The sequence below is a fragment of the Streptomyces sp. NPDC007945 genome (genome assembly GCF_042958885.1).
Lineage (GTDB): Bacteria > Actinomycetota > Actinomycetes > Streptomycetales > Streptomycetaceae > Streptomyces.
Map to the genome: position 1 here is coordinate 882,128 of NZ_JBIBJV010000001.1, position 25,049 is coordinate 907,176.

The 25,049-nt window shown below is 74.9% G+C and carries 19 protein-coding genes; 14 read left to right on the top strand and 5 right to left on the bottom strand.

Translation table 11 applies throughout. From position 1 onward, the window contains the following. Positions 1-132: 132 nt before the first annotated feature. Positions 133-1,077, bottom strand: a complete 945-nt coding sequence (locus ACFZCF_RS04065) for an EamA family transporter (RefSeq protein ID WP_391284459.1) — start codon at positions 1,075-1,077, stop codon at positions 133-135. Positions 1,078-1,215: 138 nt separating this feature from the next. Between ACFZCF_RS04065 and ACFZCF_RS04070 the strand changes: the two genes are divergently transcribed. Next, positions 1,216-1,722, top strand: a complete 507-nt coding sequence (locus ACFZCF_RS04070) for a MarR family winged helix-turn-helix transcriptional regulator (RefSeq protein ID WP_388441013.1) — start codon at positions 1,216-1,218, stop codon at positions 1,720-1,722. 78 nt (positions 1,723-1,800) lie between these two features. On the opposite strand, the gene ACFZCF_RS04075 is transcribed toward ACFZCF_RS04070, so the two are convergent. The 3 genes from ACFZCF_RS04075 to ACFZCF_RS04085 are packed head-to-tail and all read right to left on the bottom strand — an operon-like array spanning position 1,801 to position 4,371. Next, positions 1,801-2,031, bottom strand: coding sequence for a hypothetical protein (locus tag ACFZCF_RS04075; protein WP_169084754.1), 231 nt, complete (start codon positions 2,029-2,031; stop codon positions 1,801-1,803). A 20-nt stretch (positions 2,032-2,051) separates the two neighbouring features. Then, positions 2,052-4,148: a 4-alpha-glucanotransferase gene (malQ, locus tag ACFZCF_RS04080; RefSeq protein WP_388441016.1), complete on the bottom strand. Its 2,097-nt coding sequence runs from the start codon at positions 4,146-4,148 to the stop codon at positions 2,052-2,054. A 1-nt stretch (position 4,149) separates the two neighbouring features. Then, positions 4,150-4,371, bottom strand: coding sequence for a hypothetical protein (locus ACFZCF_RS04085; RefSeq protein WP_388441801.1), 222 nt, complete (start codon positions 4,369-4,371; stop codon positions 4,150-4,152). A gap of 343 nt (positions 4,372-4,714) precedes the next feature. On the opposite strand from ACFZCF_RS04085, the gene ACFZCF_RS04090 reads away from it, so the two are divergent. Then, positions 4,715-7,963 (top strand): beta-N-acetylglucosaminidase domain-containing protein, encoded by a 3,249-nt coding sequence (locus ACFZCF_RS04090; protein WP_391284785.1) that lies wholly within the window; start codon positions 4,715-4,717, stop codon positions 7,961-7,963. Positions 7,964-8,014: 51 nt separating this feature from the next. On the opposite strand, the gene ACFZCF_RS04095 is transcribed toward ACFZCF_RS04090, so the two are convergent. Beyond that, positions 8,015-8,578, bottom strand: coding sequence for an HNH endonuclease (locus ACFZCF_RS04095; RefSeq protein WP_388441019.1), 564 nt, complete (start codon positions 8,576-8,578; stop codon positions 8,015-8,017). A 240-nt stretch (positions 8,579-8,818) separates the two neighbouring features. Between ACFZCF_RS04095 and ACFZCF_RS04100 the strand changes: the two genes are divergently transcribed. From ACFZCF_RS04100 to ACFZCF_RS04155, 12 genes are all read left to right on the top strand, one after another. Then, positions 8,819-9,904: a mechanosensitive ion channel family protein gene (locus tag ACFZCF_RS04100; RefSeq protein ID WP_388441022.1), complete on the top strand. Its 1,086-nt coding sequence runs from the start codon at positions 8,819-8,821 to the stop codon at positions 9,902-9,904. Positions 9,905-10,116: 212 nt separating this feature from the next. Continuing rightward, complete coding sequence (locus ACFZCF_RS04105) at positions 10,117-11,325, top strand: ROK family protein (protein WP_391284463.1); 1,209 nt, start codon at positions 10,117-10,119, stop codon at positions 11,323-11,325. A gap of 98 nt (positions 11,326-11,423) precedes the next feature. Further along, positions 11,424-12,770 (top strand): ABC transporter substrate-binding protein, encoded by a 1,347-nt coding sequence (locus ACFZCF_RS04110; protein ID WP_388441028.1) that lies wholly within the window; start codon positions 11,424-11,426, stop codon positions 12,768-12,770. A 142-nt stretch (positions 12,771-12,912) separates the two neighbouring features. Further along, the gene (locus tag ACFZCF_RS04115) at positions 12,913-13,794 is read left to right on the top strand and encodes a carbohydrate ABC transporter permease (RefSeq protein WP_388441807.1); all 882 of its coding nucleotides are present in this window, start codon (positions 12,913-12,915) and stop codon (positions 13,792-13,794) included. A gap of 3 nt (positions 13,795-13,797) precedes the next feature. Continuing rightward, positions 13,798-14,664 carry a carbohydrate ABC transporter permease gene (locus ACFZCF_RS04120; RefSeq protein ID WP_388441031.1) on the top strand — a complete coding sequence of 289 codons (867 nt, stop codon included), beginning with the start codon at positions 13,798-13,800 and terminating at the stop codon, positions 14,662-14,664. 7 nt (positions 14,665-14,671) lie between these two features. Next, positions 14,672-15,937 (top strand): 6-phospho-beta-glucosidase, encoded by a 1,266-nt coding sequence (locus ACFZCF_RS04125; RefSeq protein ID WP_388441035.1) that lies wholly within the window; start codon positions 14,672-14,674, stop codon positions 15,935-15,937. Beyond that, positions 15,928-16,902, top strand: a complete 975-nt coding sequence (locus ACFZCF_RS04130; protein WP_388441038.1) for an N-acetylglucosamine kinase — start codon at positions 15,928-15,930, stop codon at positions 16,900-16,902. Before ACFZCF_RS04125 ends, ACFZCF_RS04130 begins: the two co-directional genes overlap by 10 nt. 395 nt (positions 16,903-17,297) lie before the next feature. Next, the gene (locus tag ACFZCF_RS04135; protein WP_391284467.1) at positions 17,298-18,743 is read left to right on the top strand and encodes a hypothetical protein; all 1,446 of its coding nucleotides are present in this window, start codon (positions 17,298-17,300) and stop codon (positions 18,741-18,743) included. Between the two features lie 11 nt (positions 18,744-18,754). Continuing rightward, positions 18,755-19,786 (top strand): transporter substrate-binding domain-containing protein, encoded by a 1,032-nt coding sequence (locus ACFZCF_RS04140; RefSeq protein WP_391284469.1) that lies wholly within the window; start codon positions 18,755-18,757, stop codon positions 19,784-19,786. Positions 19,787-19,819: 33 nt separating this feature from the next. Next, entirely contained in the window at positions 19,820-21,109 is a 1,290-nt protein-coding gene (locus ACFZCF_RS04145; protein ID WP_391284471.1) for a hypothetical protein, read from the top strand. After that, a complete protein-coding gene (locus ACFZCF_RS04150; protein WP_388441047.1) occupies positions 21,106-23,670 on the top strand; it encodes a tetratricopeptide repeat protein in 2,565 nt (854 codons plus the stop codon). The genes ACFZCF_RS04145 and ACFZCF_RS04150 overlap by 4 nt, the downstream gene beginning before the upstream one ends. Then, on the top strand, positions 23,667-25,022 hold the full coding sequence (locus ACFZCF_RS04155) for a PP2C family serine/threonine-protein phosphatase (protein ID WP_388441050.1): 1,356 nt from the start codon (positions 23,667-23,669) through the stop codon (positions 25,020-25,022). Before ACFZCF_RS04150 ends, ACFZCF_RS04155 begins: the two co-directional genes overlap by 4 nt. Positions 25,023-25,049 lie beyond the last annotated feature (27 nt).

The following is a 25,049-nucleotide window of genomic DNA, read 5'->3' on the forward strand; positions in this document are numbered from 1 at the left end:
CCGGGCCGGACGGAGCGCCACTCCGCCGAGGGCGGGGAGCAGGCCGGGACCGGCGCCCTGGGCGGGCGCCGGTCTCGGGGAGTCGGAGGGAAGGAGGGAGAGGGCGACGGGCGGCGCTCGGGCTCATGCCGGCTACCGTCGCACCCCCACACCATCAAGGCTCACCGAAAGCTCCTTGGTGTTCACTTCAGTAGAACTGAAAGTCGCGGGAGCGGTCCGGGGCTTCGTGGGGGTCAGCTGGCCCGCCAGGGTGGCCCCGAAGGCGATGAGCATGCCGAGCACCTGCACCGGGCCGAGGGCCTGGCCGAGGGCGGCCCAGCCGATGACGGCGGCGGTGATCGGGGAGAGCGGGCCGAGGAGGGTGACCGAGGAGGCGCTCAGCCGCTCGATGCCGCGGAACCAGAGGAAGTAGGAGATCGCGGTGTTGCCGAGGGCGAGGTAGGCGTAGCCGGCGAGGTTCGTGCCGGTGAGGGCGGGCGGGGCGCCCTCGACCAGGAAGGCGATAGGGAGGATGACGAGCCCGCCGGCGGTGAGCTGCCAGCCGGTGAGGGCGAGCGCGCCGACGCCCTCGGGGCGGCCCCAGCGCTTGGTGAGGACGACGCCCGCGGACATCGAGAGCGAGGAGAGCAGTCCGGCGCCCACGCCGATCAGGTCGAACGCGGCGCCCGCCTTGAGCACCACGAGGCTGACGCCGAAGGCGGCGGCGACCGCGGTGAGCAGGGTCCGGACGGTGGGCTTCTCGCCCAGGAAGAGGGCGGCGAGGCCGACGACGAAGAGCGGGCCGACCGAGCCGACCACGGCGGCGACGCCGCCGGGCAGCCGGTAGGCGGCGAGGAAGAGGAGCGGGAAGAAGGCTCCGATGTTGAGGGCGCCGAGGACCGCCGACTTCCACCACCAGGCGCCGGAGGGGAGTCTGCGGGTCAGCGCCAGGAGCAGCAGGCCGGCCGGGAGGGCCCGCATGAGGCCGGTGAAGAGCGGTCGGTCGGCGGGCAGGAACTCGGTGGTCACGAAGTAGGTCGACCCCCAGGAGATCGGGGCGAGGGCGGTGAGCGCGACGACGGCGGCCTTGCGGGACATGGCAGGACTCCCCCTGAAGCGGTTGCGCCCCGGCGGTCCGGAGCGCGACTGGCTTGGCGGTAATTAACTTAGCACTAAGCTACTTACTTACAAGTGGCTTTCTTGCCGTCGACCCGGAGAGAACGGAACACTGAGGTCATGAACACGCAGCCGCCCGCACCCGACCCCGTCGACGCCATCACCGCCCAGTGGGCCGTCGTCCGCCCCGATCTGGACACGCTCCCCATGGCGGTCTTCGGGCGGATCTACCGGCTGGCCGCCGCCATGCGCGGCAAGGTGGACAAGGCGTACGCGCCCTACGGCATGGCGCTCGGGGAGTTCGACGTGCTGGCGACCCTGCGCCGGTCGGGGGAGCCGTACACCCTCTCGCCGCGCGAGCTGACCGCCACCCTGATGATCACCACCGGCGGGATGACCGGCCGCCTGGACAAGCTGGAGAAGGCCGGGCTGCTCACCCGCAGCCCCGACCCGAACGACCGGCGCGGACTGCGCGTCACCCTCACCGAGCGCGGCCGGGAGCTGGTGGACCAGGCGGTCGGCGCGGGCCTCGCGCGCCAGGCGGAGGCGCTGGAGGCCGCGCTGACCGAGGAGGAGGCGCGGCAGCTGGCCGGCCTGCTGCGGAAGCTGCTGGCCACGACCGCCTGAGGGCGGCGGAGAAAAGGCGAGGGCGCCGCACGGCCGCGATGGCCGTGCGGCGCCCTCGAAGACGGGCGGAGGAGGCGGTCAGGCCTTCTTGCGGGACTTGTCGAGGACCATCACCAGGCCGGCGATGACCAGGAACAGCACCAGCGGAGCCGCCACGAACAGGCCGAGGGTCTCGATGACCTCCAGCTTGGGGGCCGGGTCGTCACCGTCGTCGCGGGTCAGCGCGAGCGCGGGGGACGACATGAGCAGCATCATCAGCGTCGTACCGGCCGCGACGGCGCCGGCGCGCAGGGCGTTCTTCTTGTCCACGGTGCAAAAGTAGCGAACACCTAAACGGCCCGCGCGCCCGGGGGTGCCGTACGGGCTCCGACCCCCTCGGCGGCGGTCCGCAGCAGGGCGTGCGCGCGGGGCGAGGCGGCGATCCGCTCCAGGGTGAGCGGCTGCCCGTCGGGGCCCGCGACCGGCAGCCGCCAGTTGGGGTACTCGTCCCAGGTGCCCGGCAGGTTCTGCGGCCTGCGGTCCCCCACCAGGTCCGGCAGCCAGACCCCCACCATCCGTGCCGGGGTGCGGGCCAGGAAGCGGTGGACCGCCCGGATCTCCGCCTCCTCGCCGCCGGGCCCCTCCGGGAGCAGCCCGAGCCGCTGGAGGACCGCGCGCCACTCGGCGGTCTCCGCCGCGTCCGCCGCGCGCTCGCGGGCGAGGTCGCCGCCGAGCAGCCCAAGCCGGTGGCGCAGCAGCACGTGGTCGCCGGAGAGCCGGGCGGCGGTGGACGGCAGGTCGTGGGTGGTGGCGGTGGCCACGCAGTCGGCCCGCCATGCCCCGGGCGGCAGGGGGGCGCCGCCGCCCTCCCAGTCCCGTTCGAACCAGAGCACGGAGGTGCCGAACACCCCGCGCGCGGCGAGGGCCTCGCGGACGCCCGGCTCGACGGTGCCCAGGTCCTCGCCGACGACGAGCGCGCCGGCCCGGTGCGCCTCCAGGACGAGGACGGCGAGCATCGCCTCGGCGTCGTACCGGACGTACGTGCCCTCGACGGGCTCCCGGCCCTCCGGTACCCACCACAGCCGGAACAGGCCCATGACGTGGTCGATGCGCAGGGCGCCCGCGTGCCGGAGGAGCTCACGCAGCAGGCCGCGGTACGGGGCGTAGCCCGCGGCGGCGAGGGCGTCGGGGCGCCACGGCGGCAGACCCCAGTCCTGGCCGCGGGAGTTGAAGGCGTCGGGCGGGGCGCCGACCGACATCCCGGCGGCGAAGTCGCCCTGCCGGGCCCAGACGTCGGAGCCCTCCGGGTGGACGCCGACGGCGAGGTCGTGGACGATCCCGACCGCCATCCCGGCCTCTCGCGCCGCGTCGGCGGCCTCGCCGAGCTGGCGGTCCGTCAGCCAGGCGAGGCGGCAGTGGAAGTCGACGCGGGCGGCGAGGGCGGCGTCGGCGCGGACCGCCGCCGCCGCGCCCCCGGGGGTGCGCAGCGGCTCGGGCCAGGAGCGCCAGTGGGGGCCGTGGAGTTCGGCGAGGGCCTGGTAGGTGGCGTGGTCCTCCAAGGCGCGGCCGCGCTCGGCGAGGAAGTCGTGGAAGTCGGCGCGCCGGCCGGGACCGAGTTCGACGGTGGCGAGGAGTTCCAGGGCGCGGAGCTTGAGCGCCCAGACGGCGTCCCGGTCGATGGCGGTGCCCTTGTCGAGGACGCTCTCGCGGAGCTCGGCGGCGGCGGTGAGGATCCGGTCCAGCTCCTCGCGGTGGCCGGGGCCCAGGTGGGCGTACTCGGGGATCCGCTCGATCCGCAGGTGGACGGGGTCGGGGAAGCGGCGCGAGGAGGGGCGGTACGGGGAGGGGTCCGAGGGCTCGCCGGGCACGCCCGCGTGCAGCGGGTTGACCTGGACGAAGCCGGCGCCGTGGGCACGGCCCGCCCAGGAGACGAGTTCGCGCAGGTCGCCGAGGTCGCCCATGCCCCAGGAGCGTTCGGAGAGCAGCGAGTAGAGCTGGACGAGCAGGCCGTACGCGCGCGTGGCGGGCGCCGGGACGCGGGCGGGGGCGACGACCAGGGTGGCGCGGGCGGTGCGCCCGTCGGGGGCCTCGGCGTCCACGGTGTGCACGCCCAGCGGCAGCCGCTCCCAGTCCGCGCCGTCGGCGCCGTCGCGAACCTCGCCGGCCTCGGTGGTGACGCGGAGCCGCGTGCCGTCGGGCAGTCCGGCGGGTGGGCGCACCGGCCCGTCGCCGGTGTGCCGGACGAGGGTGGGCGGGAGCAGCCGCTCCCGGTCGGCCCGCTCCGCCGCGCCGAGGGAGGCGGCGACCGCCTCCGGGGTGGTCGCGTCGACCCCGAGGGCGCCGAGCACCGCGATCACGGTGGACTCGGGCACGGGCGTGGTGACGCCCTCGGACGGGCTGAACGCGGTGGCGACGCCGTGACGGGCGGCGAGGCGGGCCAGGGTCACTTCACACTCCGGGGGGCTCCGTGCCGCACCGTCCTGCGGGGGCGGCGGGCTCGCTGGTGAGGGGTGCCGCGCCGGTGAGGGGCGGCTCGCTGGTGAGAGGTGCCGCGCCGGCGAGCGGGGGCTCGCTGGTCAGCGGTGCGGAGTCGGCGCCCTGCGGCTCGCTGGTCAGCGGCCCGGTGGCCGGGGCGGGTCCGCCGGGGGCGGCCTGGCGTGGGATCCGTATCCGCTCGGAGTGCTGGCGGGCTGACGTGGTCACGGGGGTCTCCCGGGTCTGGTCTCGACGGGGCGGCCGGACGCGCGGCGGGTGGCCGGCGTCCGCGGGGTGGGACGAGTGAGCCCTACCCACCCTGCCTGCCTTTGCCCCTTTTACCGGGGGGAGGTGGCAAAAGGGCGACAGCACGCCGGTGGTTCACCGGGCAAAGCCGACACTTCGGCCTCTCGCATTGACACCTCCGTGCGACGGGTGGTGGGCTCGTAACCCCCTCGTTATCAACCTGCCGGGTGGGGCCCGCTCCTGACGGACCGGCGGGCCCGGGGCCCCGGCGAAGGGAGCCCCCGTGACCCCCGTGCGTTCCGGACGCGGACCGCGCACGGCGACCGCGGTCGCCGCCGCCGTGATCGGCGGCCTGCTCGGCGGTGCCGTGCCCGGCTCGGCGGGCGCCGTGCCCCTCCCGGTGGCGGCGCCCGACCTGGCCGCGGCCCCCCAGGAGCTCGTCCACGCGCCCGCCGGCCCCCTCGCGCGCCCGGGCGCGCCCGGGACCGCCCCCGCGGCGCGCGTGGCGGCACCGCCGCCCGCCGTCTGGCCCCGGCCGCAGTCGCTGACGGCCGCCGGGCCCGCCGTGCGCCTCGGGGACCGGGTGACGCTGGTCGCGGACGACGACGCCGATCCGTACGCCCTCGCGGCGCTGCGGGGGCTGCTCGCCGCCGCCGGGGTGCGGGCCGTGCACGAAGGGCTGCCGGGGGCCGGGCCGGTCCTGCGGGTCTCGGGGCCCTCCGGGGAGGCGGCGCGGGAGGCGCTGGCCTCCTTCGGGGTGGCCGACCGGGCCGATCTGCCGCACGGCGGCTACCGGCTGGCCACCGGCCGCTTCGGCGGGCGGGACACGGTGGTCCTCGACGGGACGGGCGAGGACGGCCTCTTCCACGCCGTGCAGACGCTCCGCCAACTCCTCGGCGAGGGACCGGAGGGCGTGGGCGGCGAGGTGCCGGGCGTCGTCGTCCGGGACTGGCCCGGCACCGCCGAGCGGGGCATCGCGGAGGGCTTCTACGGCACGCCGTGGACGACCGGGCAGCGCCTCGCGATGCTCGACTTCCTGGGCCGCACCAAGCAGAACCGCTACCTGTACGCGCCGGGCGACGACCCGTACCGCGCGGCACGGTGGCGCGAGCCCTACCCGGAGGCGCAGCGGGCCGGGTTCCGGGCGCTCGCCGAGCGGGCCCGGGCCAACCACGTGACGCTGGGCTGGGCGGTGGCGCCCGCGCAGTCGATGTGCCTGTCGTCGGACGAGGACGTGGCGGCGCTGACGCGGAAGCTGGACGCGATGCGGGAGCTCGGCTTCCGCTCCTTCCAGCTGCAGTTCCCGGACGCCGGGTTCGGGGAGTGGACCTGCGACGAGGACGCCGACGAGTTCGGCAGGGACGCGGCCGGCGCCGCCCGGGCGCACGCGCGCGTGGCGAACACGGTGGCCCGGCACCTCGCCGAGCACGCCCCGGACGCGGAGCCGCTGACGGTGCTGCCGACCGAGTACTACCAGGAGGGGACCAGCGAGTACCGCTCGGCGCTCGCCGGCGCCCTGGACGCGCGCGTGCGGGTGGCGTGGACGGGTGTCGGGGTGGTGCCGCGCACCATCACCGGCACCGAACTGGCCGGGGTGCGGGCGGCCCTGGGGCAGCGCCCGCTGGTCACCATGGACAACTACCCGGTGAACGACTACGCGCAGGACCGGCTCTTCCTGGGTCCCAGCCGGGGCCGCGAGCCGGCCGTGGCGGCCGGTTCCGCCGCATATCTGGCGCACGCGATGGAGCAGCCCGCCGCCTCCCGGATCCCGCTGTTCACCACCGCCGACTTCGCGTGGAACCCGCGCGGCTACCGGCCGGCGGAGTCCTGGCGGGCGGCCGTCGCGGACCTGGCGGGACCCGAGCCGGCCGCCCGGGAGGCGCTCGGCGCCCTGGCGGGGAACGCGGCCTCCTCGATCCTCGCCCCGGACGCCGAGTCGGCCGGTCTGAAGCCGCTGATGAGCGCCTTCTGGTCGGCCCGGGCCGGGGGCTCGGCCGCGGCCCGGGAGAAGGCGGGGCGCGAACTGCGGGCCGCCTTCACGGTGATGCGGGAGGCCCCCGCGCGGCTCGCCGGCACGGCGGACGGCACGCTGAGGGCCGAGGCGGGGCCGTGGCTGGAGCAGCTGGGCCGGTACGGGGCGGCGGGCGAGGCGGCCGTCGACATGCTCCTCGCGCAGGCGCGGGGGGACGGCCCGGCGGCCTGGCAGGCGCAGCTGCGCCTGGAGCCGCTGCGGCCGAGGATCGCGGCGGGCGGGGTCACGGTCGGGGCCGGGGTCCTGGACCCGTTCCTGGACCGGGCGGCGAAGGAGGCGGCGGCCTGGACGGGCGTCGACCGGGACCCGGAGCGCACGGTGGACCGGGCCGCGGGCTCGTACACGGTGAAGCTGGACCGGGCGCGTCCGGTGGAGGCGGTGACGGTGCTGACCGGGAAGCCCGCCGAGGGGACGTCCGGCGGCGGGAAGCCGGGCGCGGGGAAGGCCGCCGCGCACGCGCGCGTGGAGGCGCTGGTGACGGGCGAGGGCTGGCGGCCGCTGGGGCCGCTGGACTCCTCCGGCTGGACGCAGACCGAGCTGAAGGGGCTGCGCGCGGAGGCGCTGCGGATCGTCTGGGACGGCGAGGGCCCGGCGCCCGACGTGCGGTCCCTGGTGCCGTGGTTCGCGGACGGCCCGAAGGCGGGCCTGGAGCTGGCCCGCACCGGGATGGACCTGGAGGCGGGCGGCCCGGCGGGCCGGGTGGACCTGGAGCTGACGGGGCAGCGGGCGGCCGAGGTGCGGGGCCCGCTGACCGCGCGGGCGCCGAAGGGCATCACCGTACGGCTGCCGAAGGAGGCCTCGGTGGAGCGCGGCGGCACGACGACGGTGCCGATGGAGGTGTCGGTGGCGCCGGGCACGCCGTCCGGGGAGTACCGGGTGCCGGTGGCGTTCGCGGGCGAGGAGCGGGTGCTGACGGTCCGGGCCTTCCCGCGCACCGGCGGCCCGGACCTGGCCCGGTCGGCGACGGCCTCCTCCTCGGGCGACGAGACGCCGGACTTCCCGGCCTCGCTGGCCGTGGACGGCGATCCGGCGACCCGCTGGTCCTCGCCGGCGGAGGACGGCGCCTGGTTCCAGCTGGAGCTGGCCGAGCCGGCCCGGATAGGGCAGCTGGTGCTGCACTGGCAGGACGCGCACGCCTCCCGCTACCGGGTGCAGGTCTCGGCCGACGGCCGGAACTGGCGGACCGCGGCGACCGTCACGGACGGGCGCGGCGGCCGGGAGTCGGTGCGGATGGACGCGGCGGACACCCGTTTCCTGCGGATCCAGGGCGAGAAGCGGGCGACGGAGTACGGCTACTCGCTCTGGTCGGTGGAGACGTACGCGGTGACCGCCGCCGAGAAGGCCCCGCAGACCCCGCGGGCGCCGGGGGCGTCGGACGCCTCGAAGGCTCCGGAGGCCCCGCCGGCCTCCCGGGCCCCGGAGGCGCCGCGGGCCGCGGAGCGGCCCGACCAGCCGGAGCGGCCCGAGCAGCCGGAGGAGGACACGCCGGAGGAGGGCGCCGCCCGCTGAGCGGCGCCCCCGCCTCCGCGCCCTGCCCCGGGGACGCGAGAGGCCCGGAGCTCAGCCGGTCGTCAACGCCCCCGCGGGGGTGTCGGCGACCGCGTCGATCCGGGCCATCGCGTCCTCGGCGCCGTAGGGCGTGAGGTAGGGCAGCCACCGTGGGTCCCGGTGGCCGGTCCCGATGATCCGCCAGGCCAGGCCGGTGGGCGGCGCGGGCTGGTGGCGCAGCCGCCAGCCGATCTCCCGCAGGTGCTTGTCGGCCTTGAGGTGGTTGCAGCGGCGGCAGGCCGCCACCACGTTCTCCCAGGCGTGCGTCCCTCCCCTGCTGCGCGGGATGACGTGGTCGACGCTGGTCGCCACTCCCCCGCAGTACATGCAGCGCCCGCCGTCGCGGGCGAAGAGGGCCCGGCGGGTCAGGGGAACGGGCCCCCGGTAGGGGACCCGCACGAACCGCTTCAGCCGTACCACGCTGGGCGCGGGGACGATCTGATGCTCGCTGTGCAGGAAGGCGCCGGACTCCTCGATGCAGAGGGCCTTGTTCTCCAGAACGAGGACGAGTGCGCGGCGGAGCGGTACGACGCCCAGGGGCTCGTACGACGCGTTGAGGACCAGGACATGCGGCACGGATGCCTCCTATGACGCCGGCGGCGCGTGGCTCGCGCCGGGACGAACTGCTCTCAGTCTCTCCTCATGCCTGGTCGCGGCGCCACCACGTTCCCGCGATCTCCGGGGGCAGGGGGGACGTGTTCTCGACCACATCGGCATGTCTTCCGGGTATGTGCCCGGGTGAGGTCGGTCTCTCCCTCGAACAGGGCGACGGGGGCACGTCCGACGCCCCGTTACTGTGGATGGCCTGCGTACGCGATGCCTGGAGGTCGTCCCGTGTACTGGTCAGTCCTGGCCGCCGCCACCGAACCCGAGCCGCTTCCGGTGACTCTGGACGAGGCGGCGGAGAAGGCCACCAACGCGGCCGGCTGGGTGGAGGAGAACTGGTCCACCTGGCTCAACACCGGTCTGCGGATCGTGCTCATCGTGATCGTCGCCCTGCTGCTCCGGTGGGCCGTCCGGCGCGCCCTGACGAAGCTGATCGAGCGGATGAACCGCTCCGCCCAGGCGGTGCAGGGGACGGCGCTCGGCGGACTGCTCGTCAACGCGGAGCGCCGGAGGCAGCGGTCGGAGGCGATCGGCTCGGTGCTGCGGTCGGTGGCGTCGTTCCTGATCCTGGGCACGGCGGGGCTGATGGTCCTGGGCGCCTTCGACATCGACCTGGCGCCGCTGCTCGCCTCGGCCGGTGTGGCCGGTGTGGCGATCGGTTTCGGCGCGCGGAACCTGGTGACGGACTTCCTCTCCGGCGTCTTCATGATCCTGGAGGACCAGTACGGCGTCGGCGACTCGGTCGACGCCGGCGTCGCCTCCGGCGAGGTCGTCGAGGTCGGGCTGCGGGTGACGAAGCTGCGCGGCGTCGACGGCGAGATCTGGTACGTCCGCAACGGCGAGATCAAGCGGATAGGGAACCTCAGCCAGGGCTGGGCGACGGCGGCCGTGGACGTGACCGTCCGGCCGACGGAGGACCTGGACCGGGTGCAGTCGGTGATCACGGCGGCGGGCGAGGCGATGGCCAAGGACGAGCCGTGGAACGAGCGGCTGTGGGGCCCGGTGGAAGTCCTCGGTCTGACCGAGGTGCTCCTCGACCAGATGACCGTCCGCGTCTCGGCGAAGACGATGCCGGGCAAGAAGCTGGGCGTGGAGCGCGAGCTGCGCTGGCGGATCAAGCGGGGCCTGGACGAGGCCGGGATCCGGATCGTCGGCGGGCTGCCCGCGCAGACCGCGGAGGAGACGCCGGCCGATCCGACGGCGGGCATGGCGGCCCCCTCGGTGTTCTCGAACACGACGTCGCCGCAGTCGGCGGCGGCCACCCCGCTGCCGAGGACCGACCTCCACAAGCCCTGACCCCGGCCCCTCGCGGGCTTCGACACCCCCGCCGGTAACGCTTCGGTTGCCGCCGGGGGTGTCGTGCGTGTGCGGGTATTGACGGCCCGGTGGCGGCCGTCCTACCGTCCTCCCACCGGATAGGAAACTTTCCTAACAGTGTCGTCGGGGAGAACGGCCGCCGCCGGGCGGCATCATGGACCTCCCCGCGTCGAAGGGCAGGTGCGCACGTCATGGCAGGAACCCAGGGAACCCCTGGCACCCCGCGCGTCCTGCGGGCCATGAACGACCGCGCCGCGCTCGACCTCCTCCTGGAGCACGGCACCCTCTCGCGGACCCGGATCGGCAAGCTCACCGGCCTCTCCAAGCCGACCGCCTCCCAGCTCCTCGCCCGCCTCGAAACCGCGGGCCTGGTCCGGGTCACCGGCACCACCGAGGGCCGCCCCGGCCCCAGCGCCCAGCTGTACGCCCTGAACCCGGACGTCGGGTACGCCGCCGGGCTCGACGTGAACCAGCACCGCATCCGCGCCGCCGTCGCCGACATCACCGGCGCCGTCGCCGGCGAGTACGAGCTCCGCACCGGAGGGCGTACCGGCGACGGCGTGGTCCGGCAGGTCACCGACGCCCTCGACGGGGCCGTCGAGGCCGCCGGGCTCACCCGGGCCGACGTGCGGCGCCTGGTCATCGGCACCCCCGGCGCCTTCGACCCGGCCACCGGACGGCTCCGGTACGCCTCCCACCTGCCCGGCTGGCACTCCCCCACCCTGCTGGAGGAGCTGGCCGCGGTCCTGCCCATGCCCTTCGAGTACGAGAACGACGTCAACCTGGCGGCCGTCGCCGAGCGGGCCGTCGGCGCCGCCCGCGGCCACGAGGACTTCGTCCTGCTGTGGAACGAGGAGGGCCTCGGCGCCGCCCTCGTCCTCGGCGGCCGGCTGCACCGGGGCTTCACCGGCGGCGCCGGCGAGGTCGGCTTCCTGCCGGTCCCCGGCACCCCGCTGGTTCGCCAGGTCGCCAAGGCCAACTCCGGCGGCTTCCAGGAGCTCGCCGGCGTCCAGTCGGTGCCCCGGATCGCGCGGGCCGCGGGCATCGACACCCCCGAGCGCCCCTATGTGCCGGTGGCGTGCGGGCTGCTCGCCCGGGCCGCCGAGAGCCCCGACGAGGGGCCGTACGCCGAGCTGCTCGACCGCTACGCCGAGCGGCTCGCCACCGGTCTCGCCTCGCTCACCGCCGTCCTCGACCCCGAACTGATCGTGCTCTCCGGGGACGTCCTCGTCGCCGGCGGCGAGCCGCTGCGCGCCCGCGTCCAGACCGAGCTCGCCGACCTCGCGGCCTCCCGGCCGCGTCTCGTCCTCACCGCCGTCCCCCGCGAACCCGTGCTGCGCGGGGCGTTGGAGAGCGCGCTCGCCACAACCCGCGACGAGGTCTTCGACACCTCGCGCTGACCCGTCCCGCCCGCACCTTCTCCCCTGTCCGCCTTCCCCTGTTCCCCGTTTCCTTCGTTTCCCCCGTTCCCCTCAGCCCGCTCCAGGGAGACCCCGTCATGCCCGTACGCCCGCGCAGAACCGCGGCCGCGCTCGCCGCCACCGCCTCCTTCGCCCTCCTCGCCTCCGCCTGTACCGGCTCCGCCGGCACCGCGGCGAGCGACGACCCCAAGGCCGAGACCACCCTCACCTTCTGGCACGGCTGGTCGGCGCCCTCCGAGGTCGAGGCGATCGAGGAGAACGTCGCCCGCTTCACCAAGGCCCACCCGAACATCAAGGTGAAGATCGTCGGCAACATCAACGACGACAAGCTCGGCCAGGCGCTGCGCGCGGGCGGCTCCAACGGCCCCGACGTGGTCGCCTCGTTCACCACGGCCAACGTCGGCAAGTTCTGCCACACGGGCGCGCTCGCCGACCTGAAGCCCTTCGTCGAGAAGGACAAGCTGGACCTGGACAAGATCTTCCCGAAGGTCCTCCAGGAGTACACGCAGTTCGAGGGCAAGCGCTGCACGATGCCGCTGCTCTCGGACGCGTACGGGCTCTACTACAACAAGGACGCCTTCCGGAAGGCCGGGCTCGACCCGGAGGCCCCGCCGAAGACCTGGAGCGAGTTCACCCGGGTCGCCAAGGCGCTGACGAAGACGAAGGGCGACTCGTACGAGCAGCTCGGCTTCATGCCGAACTACCTCGGCTACGAGACGGTCGTCTCGCACTACATGTCGCAGTGGAGCCACGGCGGCTACTTCGACGAGAGCGGCAGGTCGACGGCGGCGTCCGACCCGGCGTTCGCCGAGATGATGACGTACCAGAAGTCTCTGGTGGACACCCTCGGCGGCTTCCAGAAGCTGGACAAGTACCGCACCACCTTCGGTGACGAGTGGGGCGCCAAGCACCCCTTCCACACCGGCCAGGTCGCCATGCAGCTGGACGGCGAGTGGCGGCTGAACTTCATCAAGGAGGCGAAGGTCCCCTTCGAGGTCGGCGTCGCGCCGCTGCCGGTCGCCGACGACGAGGTCGCCGAGTACGGCAAGGGCTACCTCTCCGGCACGATCATGGGCATCGCGCCGCAGTCGAAGAAGCAGAACGCGGCCTGGGAGCTGGTCAAGTACATGACCACGGACACCGAGGCGGTGGTGGGCTTCGCCAACGCCATCGGCAACGTCCCCTCCACCCTGGAGGCCCTGAAGTCCCCCGACCTGAAGTTCGACGCCCGCTTCCGGACCTTCCTGGACATCGCCCGGCACCCGAAGTCCACCACCTCGGACGGCGCGGTGAACGGCTCGGCGTACCAGGACACCCTGCAGAAGTTCGCCCAGCAGTACGAGAAGGGCCAGGTCACCGACCTGAAGAAGGGTCTCGCCGACACCGCCGCCCAGATCGACCGCGACATCGCCGCGGCGAAGTGACGGCCGGACCCGACTCATGAGCACGGACATCCTGCCCGCGAAGGAGGCGGCCTCCCCGGCCGCCTCCGGACCCGGTGACGCGACCGGCCGGAACACGCTGCGGGCCCGGCGCCGGCGGGGCGCGCTGCGCACCCTGGCCTTCATGTCGCCCTGGCTGATCGGCTTCGGCTTCTTCTTCGCCTATCCGCTCGTCTCGACCGTCTACTTCTCGCTGATGAAGTACGACGGGCTCAACCCGCCCGAGTGGCGGGGCCTCGCCAACTGGGAGTACGTCCTCACGTCCTTTCCGCAGTTCTGGCCCGCCCTGCGGAACACCCTCTGGCTCGGCGTCGTCATGGTGAGCTGCCGGGTCGTCTTCGGCCTCGGCATCGGCATGCTCATCACGAAGATCAAGACCGGCGCGGGACTCTTCCGCACCCTCTTCTACCTGCCGTTCCTCGCCCCGCCGGTGGCGGCGACGCTCGCCTTCGTCTTCCTGCTCAACCCCGGCACCGGGCCCGTCAACGCCCTCCTGGAGGGCATCGGCCTGCCCGCCCCCGCCTGGTTCACCGACCCGGCCTGGGCCAAGCCCGCCCTGACCCTGCTCGCGGTCTGGGGCATCGGCGACCTCATGGTCATCTTCATGGCCGCCCTGCTCGACGTGCCCAAGGAGCAGTACGAGGCCGCCGAACTGGACGGGGCCAACGCCCGGCAGCGGTTCCGGCACATCACGCTGCCGAACATCTCGCCGATCATCCTCTTCGCGGTCGTCACCGGGATCATCGGGGCGATGCAGTACTACACGCAGCCGATCGTGGCCTCGAAGGTCGCCTCGGGCGTGATGGGCGGCTCCGGCGTCACCTTCGTCCCCGGCTATCCGGACGACTCCACGCTGACCCTGCCGCAGCTCGTCTACAGCCTCGGCTTCAGCCAGTTCAACTACGGCGCGGCCTGCGTGGTGGCGCTCGTGCTCTTCGCCTTCTCCATGGCCTTCACCGCGCTGCTCATGCGCCGGCGCGGCGGCCTGATCGGCTCGGGTGACTGAACCATGACCCTCGCCCTTTCGGACGCCCCCGTGCGGCGGGCCCGCCGCAAGGAGCTGCTGCACTGGATCGCCGTGCACGCGCTCGGGATCGCCGCGGCCCTCTTCTTCGTGCTGCCGTTCGTCTTCGTCCTGCTCACCTCCCTGATGAGCGACCAGCAGGCGCTCACCCGGGACCTCACGCCGGACTCCTGGCACTGGGACAACTACCTCAAGGTCTTCGAGACCGACGGCTTCCTCACGTGGTGGAAGAACTCCCTGCTGTACGCGGGCCTCGGCACGGTCCTCGTCGTCGTGTCGTCCGTGCCCGTCGCGTACGCGCTCGCCAAGTTCCGCTTCCGCGGCCGGCACCTGTCGCTGCTGCTCGTGATCTCGATGATGATGCTGCCGCCGCAGGTCGTGATCATCCCCATGTACCTGTTCTGGGCCAAGCAGATGGACCTGTCCGGGACGCTGTGGCCGCTGATCGTTCCGATGGCCTTCGGCGACGCCTTCGCGATCTTCCTGCTGCGCCAGTTCCTCCTCACCATCCCCGACGAGTACGTCGAGGCGGCCCGGATCGACGGCTGCGGCGAACTCCGCATCCTGCTGCGGGTCGTGCTGCCGATGGCGAAGCCGGCCATCGCCGCCGTCGCCCTCTTCCAATTCTTCTACTGCTGGAACGACTACTTCGGGCCGCAGATCTACGCCTCCGAGAACCCGGCCGCCTGGACGCTCAGTTACGGCCTGGAGTCCTTCAAGGGCGCGCACCACACCGACTGGAACCTGACCATGGCCGCGACCGTGCTGGTCATGGCCCCCGTGATCCTCGTGTTCTTCTTCGCCCAGAAGGCGTTCGTCGAGGGAGTCACCCTGACCGGAGTGAAGGGCTGATACGAGAATGAAGCTCGCTGTCGTGGGGGGCGGGTCCACCTACACCCCCGAACTGATCGACGGATTCGCGCGGTTGCGCGACACCCTGCCCCTCACCGAACTCGTCCTCGTCGACCCCGCGGCCGACCGGCTCGACCTCGTCGGCGGACTGGCCCGCCGGATCTTCGCCCGGCAGGCGCACGAGGGCCGGATCACCACCACGACCGACCTGGACGCCGCCGTCGAGGGCGCCGACGCCGTCCTCCTCCAGCTCCGCGTGGGCGGCCAGGCCGCCAGGAACCAGGACGAGACCTGGCCCCTGGAGTGCGGCTGCGTCGGCCAGGAGACCACCGGCGCCGGCGGCCTCGCCAAGGCGCTGCGCACCGTGCCCGTCGTCCTCGACATCGCGGAACGCGTCCGGCGCGCCAACCCGGACGCGTGGATCATCGACTTCACCAACCCCGTCGGGATCGTCACCCGCGCCCTGCTGAAGGCCGGGCACAAGGCCGTCGGCCTGTGCAACGTGGCCATCGGCTTCCAGCGGAAGTTCGCGAAGCTCCTCGACGTGGCCCCGTCCGAGGTCCACCTCGACCACGTCGGCCTCAACCACCTCACCTGGGAGACCGGGGTCCGGCTCGGCGGCCCCGGCGGCGAGGACGTGCTGCCGCGGCTGCTCGCCGAGCACGGTGACACCATCGCCGCCGACCTGCGCCTGCCGCGCCCGGTCGTGGACCGGCTCGGTGTCGTCCCCTCGTACTACCTGCGCTACTTCTACGCGCACGACGAGGTCGTCGAGGAGCTGCGCACCAAGCCCTCGCGGGCCGCAGAGGTGGCCGCGATGGAGAAGGAACTCCTGGAGATGTACGGCGACCCGGCGCTCGACGAGAAGCCGGCGCTGCTCGGGAAGCGCGGCGGCGCCTTCTACTCGGAGGCGGCCGTGGACCTCGCGGCCTCGCTGCTGAGGGGCGCGGGCTCGCCGCACCAGGTGGTGAACACGTACAACAACGGCACGCTGCCGTTCCTGCCGGACGACGCCGTCATCGAGACGCAGGCGGCGGTCGGCCCGGGCGGGGCGGCGCCGCTGCCGGTCGCGCCGGTCGACCCGCTGTACGCGGGACTGATCGCGAACGTCACGGCCTACGAGGACCTGGCGCTCGACGCGGCCCTGCGCGGCGGCCGGGAGCGGGTCTTCAAGGCGCTGCTCGCGCACCCGCTGGTCGGGCAGTACGCGTACGCGGAGCGGCTGACCGACCGGCTGATCGCGCACAACCGGGAGCACCTGGCGTGGGCGTGAACGGGACGCTGCTCGCGGTCGACGCGGGCAACAGCAAGACCGACGCGGCGGTGCTCGCGCCGGACGGCACGGTCCTCGGCTCCGCGCGCGGCGGGGGGTTCCAGCCGCCCGTGGTGGGGGTGGCGGAGGCCGTCGACGGGCTGGCGGAGATCGTGGGGCGGGCGGCGGCCGACGCCGGCGTCCCCGCGTCCTTCGCACACGTCACCGCCTGCCTCGCCAACGCCGACCTGCCGGTGGAGGAGAACGCCCTGGAGCGGGAGTTGCTGGGCCGGGGGTGGAGCGCTTCGGTACGGGTCCACAACGACACCTTCGCGATCCTGCGGGCGGGGCTCGACGAGCCGCGCGGGGTCGCCGTGGTCTGCGGCGCGGGCGTCAACTGCGTGGGCATGACCCCGGACGGGCGGACCGCCCGCTTCCCTGCCATCGGGAAGATCTCCGGCGACTGGGGCGGGGGCGGCGGCCTCTCCGAGGAGGCCCTGTGGTTCGCGGCCCGCGCCGAGGACGGGCGGGGCGAGCCGACCGCGCTGGCGCGGGCGCTGCCCGCGCACTTCGGCCTGGAGTCGATGTACGCGCTGATCGAGGCGCTGCACCTGGACCGGATCCCGCACGGGCGGCGGCACGAGCTGGCGCCGGTGCTGTTCCGGGTGGCGGCGGAGGGCGATCCGGTGGCGCTCGGCCTCGTGCACCGGATGGCCGAGGAGGTCGTCGCCCTGTCGGCGGTGGCGCTGCGGCGGCTCGGACTGCTCGACGAGGAGGCGCCGGTCGTCCTCGGCGGCAGCGTGCTCGCGGCCCGGCACCCGCAGTTGGAGGAGCGGATCCGGGAACTCCTCGCGGAGCGGGCCCCGAAGGCCGTGGTGCGGTTCGTGACCGCGCCGCCGGTGCTCGGCGCGGGGCTGCTCGCGCTGGACGAGTGGGGTGCGGAGGCGGGTGCCGCGGAGCGGCTGCGGGGGCAGTACCCGGGCTGAACCCGCCTCATGTTCACCTGTTCGAGCGATCCCCCGGGCGGAACCGATCCGGGGGATCGGGCGTTTTCCGAGTGATAGGTGTTCGAGCCGGGTTCGAGCCGGTGGGCCGGTCAGGGCCGGGTTCAGGTCGGGATCGAGCGCGGTTCGAGCCCGGTTCAGGTTGGGTTCGAGATCGGTTCGAGTCCGGTTCGAGGAGAATGCGAGGGCGGTTCGAGGAGGGTACGAGCGGGTCGGAGGCGGGGCCGGAGCGGGGCGAGGGGGGCTCGCCCGCGGAAGTCCCCCTCGCGTGGGGCACGATAGGCACAAGATCGTGTCATTCCCGGTGTGCGGCCGGGCCGCCTGCGGCCATACTGCTCGCCGGGGTCGATCGACGTCGAGACCGAGGGGGAGGTCACGTGACACAGCCATCGAGCGCGCCCGCCGCGGCGCCGCACGGCCCGGCGCCCGCGCCCGCGCGGCCGGTCGTACCGGGGCAGGTCTCTCGCGCCGCCGCCGTCGGAGCCGTGCCGCCGCCCGCGCGGGGCGCCTGGGCGACCGGGCGCGAGGTGCTGCGCGAGACCGCGACCACCGAGCCGGGACGGCTGCGGATCCTCGGGGCCGTCCTGGCCCTGCTCGTCCTCGCCCTGGGCACCGTCGCCGGCCTGGAGGCGGCCGACCGGGCCGGCTCCGCCGAGGCCGTCGTCGGAAGCAGCCAGCCGCTGAGCGCGGACGCCGCCGCGATCTACCGCTCGCTGGCCGACGCCGACTCGACCGCCGCGGCCGGATTCCTCGCCGGCACCCTCGAACCCGCCGAGTCGCGCGCCCGCTACGACCGCGACCTCGCCACCGCCTCCCGGCTCCTGGTGAAGGCCGCGGCGAACACCGACGGCTCCGACGAGTCGGCCCGCCAGATCACCGCACTCAACGAACTGCTGCCGCGCTACGCCGGGCTGATGGAGCGGGCCCGGGCCGCCAACCGCCAGGGCCTCCCCCTGGGCGGCGCCTATCTGCGGTACGCCAACCAGGAGATGACCACCCGGCTGCTGCCCGCCGCCGAGCGGCTCTACGCGGCGGAGACCGCCCGGCTGCACCGGGACGACGACGACGCCCGCGCCTGGCCCCACCTGGCGCTCGGTGCCGGGGCCCTCGCCCTCGGCGCCCTGGTGTGGGCGCAGCGGCGCGAGTACCTCAGAACCCACCGCGTGTTCAGCCGGGGACTGCTCGCCGCCACCGCCGCCACCCTGGCGGTGCTGCTCTGGCTCGCCGGCGCGCACGCCCTGGCCCGCGCCGGCCTCGGCTCGGCGCGGACCGAGGGCCAGCAGTCCCTCCAGCTGCTCAACGAGGCGCGGATCAGCTCCCTCAAGGCCCGCGCCAACGAGAACCTGACGCAGGTCGCGCGGGGCGCGGTGCTCACCGAGGACGGCAAGGACGACAAGTACGAGGCGGAGTACGCGAAGGGCATGGCGGCGCTCACCGACGCGCTGGCCCGCGCGACGCGGCTCGCCGAGGACGAGGCCGGCCGCAGACCGCTGACCGAGGCCACGGCCCGGGCGGACGAGTGGCGCGAGCGGCACGCCGCCGCGCGGGAGCTCGGCGAGGCCGGCGACTACCAGGCCGCCCTGGACCGGATCATCGGCCCGAAGGGCACGGACGGGGCGAAGGAGTCGGCCGGCTGGTCCTTCGACCAGGTCGACGCCGCCCTGGAGCGTGCCCTCGCCCACGAACAGGACCAGTTCACCCGCTCCGCGCGCGGCGCGGTGGACGCGCTGACCGGGCTCCCGCTCGGCGCGGCCGCGCTCGGCGCCCTCGGCGCCCTCGGCGCGGTGCTCGGCATCAACCGAAGACTGGCGGAGTACCGGTGAGAGGAGGCGGAATGACACCCGACGACGAGCCCGCGGCGCGGCGGGCGGCCCGGCGGCTGCGCGGCTGGGGCGGGGTGGCGGCGATGGGCGTGGCCTGCGCGCTGACCGCCTCACTGACCCTGCTGCCGCTGACCCGCGGCGGGGACGGCCCGGCCCCGTCCGCGGGCCCGTTCGGGCCCGGCCCCGGCGTGGGCACCGCCCTCCAGGTCAAGGCCGACACCTGCGAGAACCCGGAGGCCTCGCTGCGGCCCTCGACCGAGGACGGGCCCTCGGTCGCCGCGATCAAGCGGCGGGGCAAGCTGATCGTGGGCGTCGACCAGTCCAGCTACCGCTGGGGCTTCCGCGACCCGGAGACCGGCACCCTGGAGGGCTTCGACATCGCCCTGGCCCGGGCGATAGCCGGGGACCTGCTGGGCAGCGAGGACGCGGTCGTCTTCCGCGCGGTGCCCACCAACCAGCGGATCGCCGCCCTGGACCGCGGCACGGTGGACCTGGTGGTCCGCACGATGACCATCAACTGCAAGCGGATCAAGCAGGTGGCCTTCTCCACCGCCTACTTCCGGGCCGGCCAGCAGGTCCTCGCCCCGAAGACCTCCCCGATCACCGGCCACGACGCCTCGCTGAAGGGCCGCAGGATCTGCACCGCCGAGGGCTCCACCGCCCACGAGGCGCTGGTGGAGCGGTCCTTCGGCGCGATCATCGAGGACGAGGGCGAGGGCACCCCCGCCGACCGGAACCTGCTGACCGTGCCCAACCAGCTGGACTGCCTGGCCCGGCTCCAGATGGGCGAGGTCGACGCGATCGTCACCGACAACGCCCTGGCGGCCGGACAGGCCGCGCAGGACCCGGCGGTGGAGTTGAAGGGCGAGCCGTTCACCGAGGAGTACTACGGGGTGGCGGCCAAGCTCGGCAACGACGATCTGGTGCGCCGGGTCAACAAGGTCCTGGAGGACTACCGCAAGGGCCGCTGGCAGGAGGCGTACGGCGTCTGGCTGGAGGCCGGGCTCGGGAAGGCCGAGCCGCCCGAGCCGCTGTACCGCTAGGCCCCCGCACGGAACGACGAGATGAGGAGAGCGATGGGCGTCACGGGACCCCCCGGGCCGGTGATGGACCGGGACGAGGTGGACCGTGCGCTGGCGCGCCTCGGCGCGGAGCACAAGGCGGTCGAGGACTCGCTCCTCGCGCTCCAGGACCACGCCGGCCGGCGGCTCCTCGAAGGCGCCGGGCTCACCGGCACCACCCGGGAGCGCTGGGCGTCGACCGAGCGGACCATCACCGTGCTCTGGAACTGCTTCGACGCCTACACGGCGGCGCTGCGCGAGGCCCGCGAGGTCCGCTCGCGGCACACGTGGCCGACCCCCGAGGAGCTGGCCGAGCTGACCGAGCGGCTGCGCGGCGCATCGGTGCACGTGCCGGGCGGCGCCGGCGAAGAGGCGCTGCTCGCCGACCGGTTCACCCTCGACGGCCTGGTGCGGCGGATGAACGAGCTGTACGCGGCCTCCCTCGACGTGGTGGTCACGGCGGACGCGGTGTGGTCGGCGCTGCCCGCGCGGATAGACCTGCTCGCCGCCGAACTGGGGCGGACGCGGTCCCTCGCCCACTCGGTGGGGGTGCGGCCCGGGGAGCACCCGGCCGGGGACGAGCTGGAGTCCATCACCGCCGAGCTGGCCGAGCTGCGCTCGCTGGTGGTGACCGACCCGCTGGCGTTCTGGCGCCCGGCGGCGGGGAGTTCGGCGCCCGGCGGCGGCCGGCCCGACACCGGGCGGTACGACCGGGCGGCGCTCGCCCTGGAGGACGTGCGGCGGGAGATCGAGGCGGTCCTCGCGGTGCGACAGGACTCCGAGGAGCGGCTGCTGCGGCTGCGCGACGTGCTGTCCCGGGCCGACCGGACGCTCGCCGAGGCGCGGGTGGCGCGCGGCGAGGTCCTCGCCAAGATCGCCGCCTCCGAGGTGCCGGCCGTGAGCGGGCCGCCGACGGCACTCCAGGAACGGCTCCAGGCCGCCGCCGAGTACCGGCGGCACGCCCTGTGGCACCGCCTCTCACCCCTGCTCGACGCGCTGGAGGGGGAGGCGGAGGAGGAGTTGCTGCGCGCCCGGGACCAGCTGACGGCGGTGACGGCGCCGCTCGCGGTGCGGGCGGAGCTGCGCGGCCGGCTCGACGCGTACCGGGCGAGGGCGGTCCGGCTCGGCGGGGCGGACGACCCGTTCCTGACCGAGCGGTACGACACGGCGCGCCGCATGCTGTGGAGCGCGCCCTGCGACCTGCGGGCGGCGGAGCAGGCCGTGCTGCGTTACCAGCGGGCGGTGGCGGACCTGGTGTCCGGTCCGTCGGACGGTCCGTCGGACACGGGAGGACGACAGTGGTGAGCGGTATCGGAGCGCCGGGGGGCTGCCAGCGGCCCGGCTGCGAGGGCGCGTACGAGGACGTGGGCGGCGGCGAGCTGTACTGCGACACGTGCGGGCTCGCGCCGGTGGTGGCGCCGAGCGGCCGGCTCCAGGCCAACCCGACCGGGGTCGCCGTCCCCGGCAGGTCGGGGGCGGGCCCGCGCACCGGTACGGGCGAAGGCTTCGGCGCGCCGTCCGAGGCGGCGGCCTGGGGGCCCGACTCGGCGTCCGCGCGCAGCGGTTCGCGGGCGTCCTCGCGGGCCTCGTCCCGCTCGTCGTCCTCGCGCCGCTCGGTGTCCGGGCGGCTGTCGCGGGCGCTGTCGGGGCGGAGCACCGGCCGTTCGGTGTCCGTGCGCAGCTCGCGTTCGTCGACCGGGCAGTCGGCGCGGAAGCGGCTGGGCGCGGGGCTCGTCACGATCCCGGAGGTGCCGCGCCCGGATCCGCGCGCGGCGGTGATGGCGGACCCCGAGGTGCCCGAGCGGAAGCGATTCTGCTCCCGATCCGACTGCGGGGCGCCGGTGGGCCGTCCGCGCGGCGACCGGCCGGGCCGCACCGAGGGCTTCTGCACCTCGTGCGGGCACCCGTACTCCTTCGTGCCGAAGCTGCGCGCCGGGGACGTGGTGCACGGGCAGTACGAGGTGGCGGGCTGTCTCGCCCACGGCGGCCTCGGCTGGATCTACCTCGCCGTCGACCGGGCGGTCTCCGACCGCTGGGTGGTCCTCAAGGGCCTGCTCGACACCGGCGACCAGGACGCCATGGCGGCGGCGATCTCGGAGCGCCGCTTCCTCGCCGAGATCGAGCACTCCAACATCGTGCGGATCTACAACTTCGTCGAGCACCTCGACCCGCGCACCGGCTCCCTCGACGGCTACATCGTCATGGAGTACGTCGGCGGCAAGTCCCTCAAGGAGATCGCCAACGACCGGCGGACCCCCGAGGGCCGGCGCGACCCGCTCCCCGTCGAGCAGGCCTGCGCGTACGGCATCGAGGCCCTGGAGGCCCTCGGCCATCTGCACAGCCGCAACCTGCTGTACTGCGACTTCAAGGTGGACAACGCGCTGCAGACCGAGGACCAGCTGAAGCTCATCGACATGGGCGCGGTCCGGCGGATGGACGACGACGAGTCGGCGATCTACGGAACGGTCGGCTACCAGGCGCCCGAGGTCGCCGAGGTCGGCCCCTCCGTCGCCAGCGACCTGTACACGGTCGCGCGCACGCTCGCCGTCCTCACCTTCGACTTCCAGGGCTACACCAACGTCTTCGCGGACTCGCTGCCCGAGCCGGAGCACATCGAGGTCTTCCAGCGGTACGAGTCCTTCTACCGGTTCCTGGTGCGCGCCACCGACCCGGACCCGGCCCGCCGCTTCGCCTCCGCCGAGGAGATGGCCGAGCAGCTCACCGGGGTGCTGCGGGAGGTCGTCGCCCTCCAGTCGGGGCGGCCCAGGCCCGCGCTCTCGACGCTCTTCGGTCCGGAGGTCAAGGTCACCGACACGGTGCTCTTCGCGGAGGACTCCGGGGACGTGTCGGTGCTCGGCGCGCGCCGCACCGGCCGGGCCCGGCGCTCCGCTCCCCCGGCCGCCGCCGGCGTCCCCGCCGGTCAGGGCCTCGGCGCGCTGCTCGCCCCGCTCGACGTGGCGGCCACCGCGCTGGCACTGCCGGCACCGCGGGTCGACCCGGCGGACGCCAACGCCGGCTTCCTCGCCGGGCTCCTCGCCGCCGCTCCCGCCGAACTCCTCGGCGCGCTGCGGGCCGCGCCCGCCGACACCCCCGAACTGCGGCTGCGCGCCCTGCGGGCCCAGCTCGACCTGCGGGACCCGGTCGCCGCCGGGCAGACGCTCGGCGCCCTGGAGCAGTGGGACGCCGACGACTGGCGGGTGGTGTGGCACCGGGGCGTGGCCTCGCTCGTGAACGGCGACCTGACCCACGCGGCGGTCGCCTTCGACGCGGTCTACGACGCCTTCCCCGGCGAACCGGCGCCCAAGCTGGCGCTCGGCGTCTGCGCGGAGGTCCTCGGCCAGCTCGACAACGCCGCCGAGTACTACCACCTGGTGTGGGCGACCGACCCCGGATTCGTCAGCGCCGCCTTCGGTCTCGCCCGGGTGCGGCTCGCCGCCGGGGACCGCGCGGGGGCGGTCGCCGCCCTCGAATCCGTACCGGAGTCCTCCATCCACTACACGGCGGCTCGGGTCGCGGCCGTACGGGCCCGGCTGCGGCGGCGGCCGCCGCGCGAACCGCTCGGCGCCGACCTGACCGCGGCCGCCGCGCAGGTCTCCGCCCTGGGCGGCTTCGGCCTCGACCCGGTGCGCCGGGAGCGGTTGACGACCGAAGTGCTCGGTACCGCCCTCGACTGGGTACTCTCCGGAAGTCCCGGTGCCGCGCCGGGCGGCGGGGAGCCGCTGCTCGGGAGCGCACTGGACGAGAACGGGCTCCGCTTCGGCCTGGAGCGCGCCCACCGGGCGCTGGCCCGGCTCGCCCAGCGGGGCGAGGAGAGGATCGAACTGGTGGAGCGGGCCAACCGCTACCGCCCCAGGACGTGGGTGTGAGGATGTCCCAGAAGCCCCAGCCGCCGTCGCACGGCCTCGCCGTCTGCCCGGACCCGGAGTGCGGGGAGCCCGTGGACCCGAGAGACCGCTTCTGCGGGGCCTGCGGCCACGAACTGACGGCCGCCGCCGAACTGCCCGCCGGGCAGGACCGGCCGACCATGCCGATCGCCGCGCCCGTCTGGCCCGAGGCCCCGCCCCGGGAACCCGGCTCGCTGTCGACGCTGACCCAGCATCCCGGCGAGCTGCCGGGCACCGACTCGGGCGGGCATGACCTGCCGGCGGTCCCGGTGCGCACGGACGGGCCGCCGGCGGCGCCGCTCGGCGAGACCGTGCGCGGCGGCGGCGACTTCGAGCTCGCCGCGCCTGATCCGCGGGCCGCCGTGCGGGTGGAGCCGGAGGTCCCGGCGCCGGAGCCCGCCGGGGACGCGGCCGACGGGCTCTGCGTGGCCTGCCGGGCCGGGCGGGTCGACGGCGACGGCTACTGCGAGAACTGCGGGCACGCCCAGCCCCGCGAGCGCGACCACATGGAGCGGGAGCTCGGCACGGTGGCCGCCGTCAGCGACCGGGGGCTGCGCCACCACCGCAACGAGGACTCGTTCGCGGTCACCGAGACCCGCCTGCCCGACGGCCGGCCGGCGACCGTCGCGATCGTGTGCGACGGCGTCTCCTCCGCCCACCGCCCCGACGAGGCGTCCGCCGCCGCCGCCCGTGCGGCCGGCGCCGTGCTCGACGAGGCGCTGCCGCGCGGCACCCATCCGCAGCAGGCCATGCACGAGGCGATCGTCGCCGCCGCCGAGGCCGTCACCGCGCTGGCCCGTACCGAAGGGCCCGAGGCCGGCGCCGACTCCCTCCACGGCGGCAACTCCCCCGCCTGCACCATCGTCGGCTCCGTCGTCACCGACGGGCTGCTCGTCGTCGGCTGGGTCGGCGACAGCCGCGCCTACTGGGTGCCCGACGACCGCACCGCGCCCGCCGCCCGGCTCACCGAGGACGACTCGTGGGCCGCGCAGATGGTCAAGGCGGGCCTGATGAACGAGGCGCAGGCGTACGCGGACGAACGCGCCCACGCCATCACCGGCTGGCTCGGCGCCGACGCGTACGAACTGGAGCCGCACACCGCCGCGTTCAAGCCCGACCGGGCCGGGGTCGTGGTGGTGTGCACCGACGGGCTGTGGAACTACGCGGAGGCGGCCGAGGCGATGGCCGGCGTCGTCCCCGCCGACGCGGCGCTCCGGCCGCTGCACGCGGCCCGGGTCCTCGTCGGCCACGCCCTCGACGGCGGCGGGCACGACAACATCACGGTCGCGGTGACGCCGTTCGCCCCGACGCCGCCGGGGACACCCGTTCCCTGACCGACCGTCACCTTCCGCCGCCGCCCT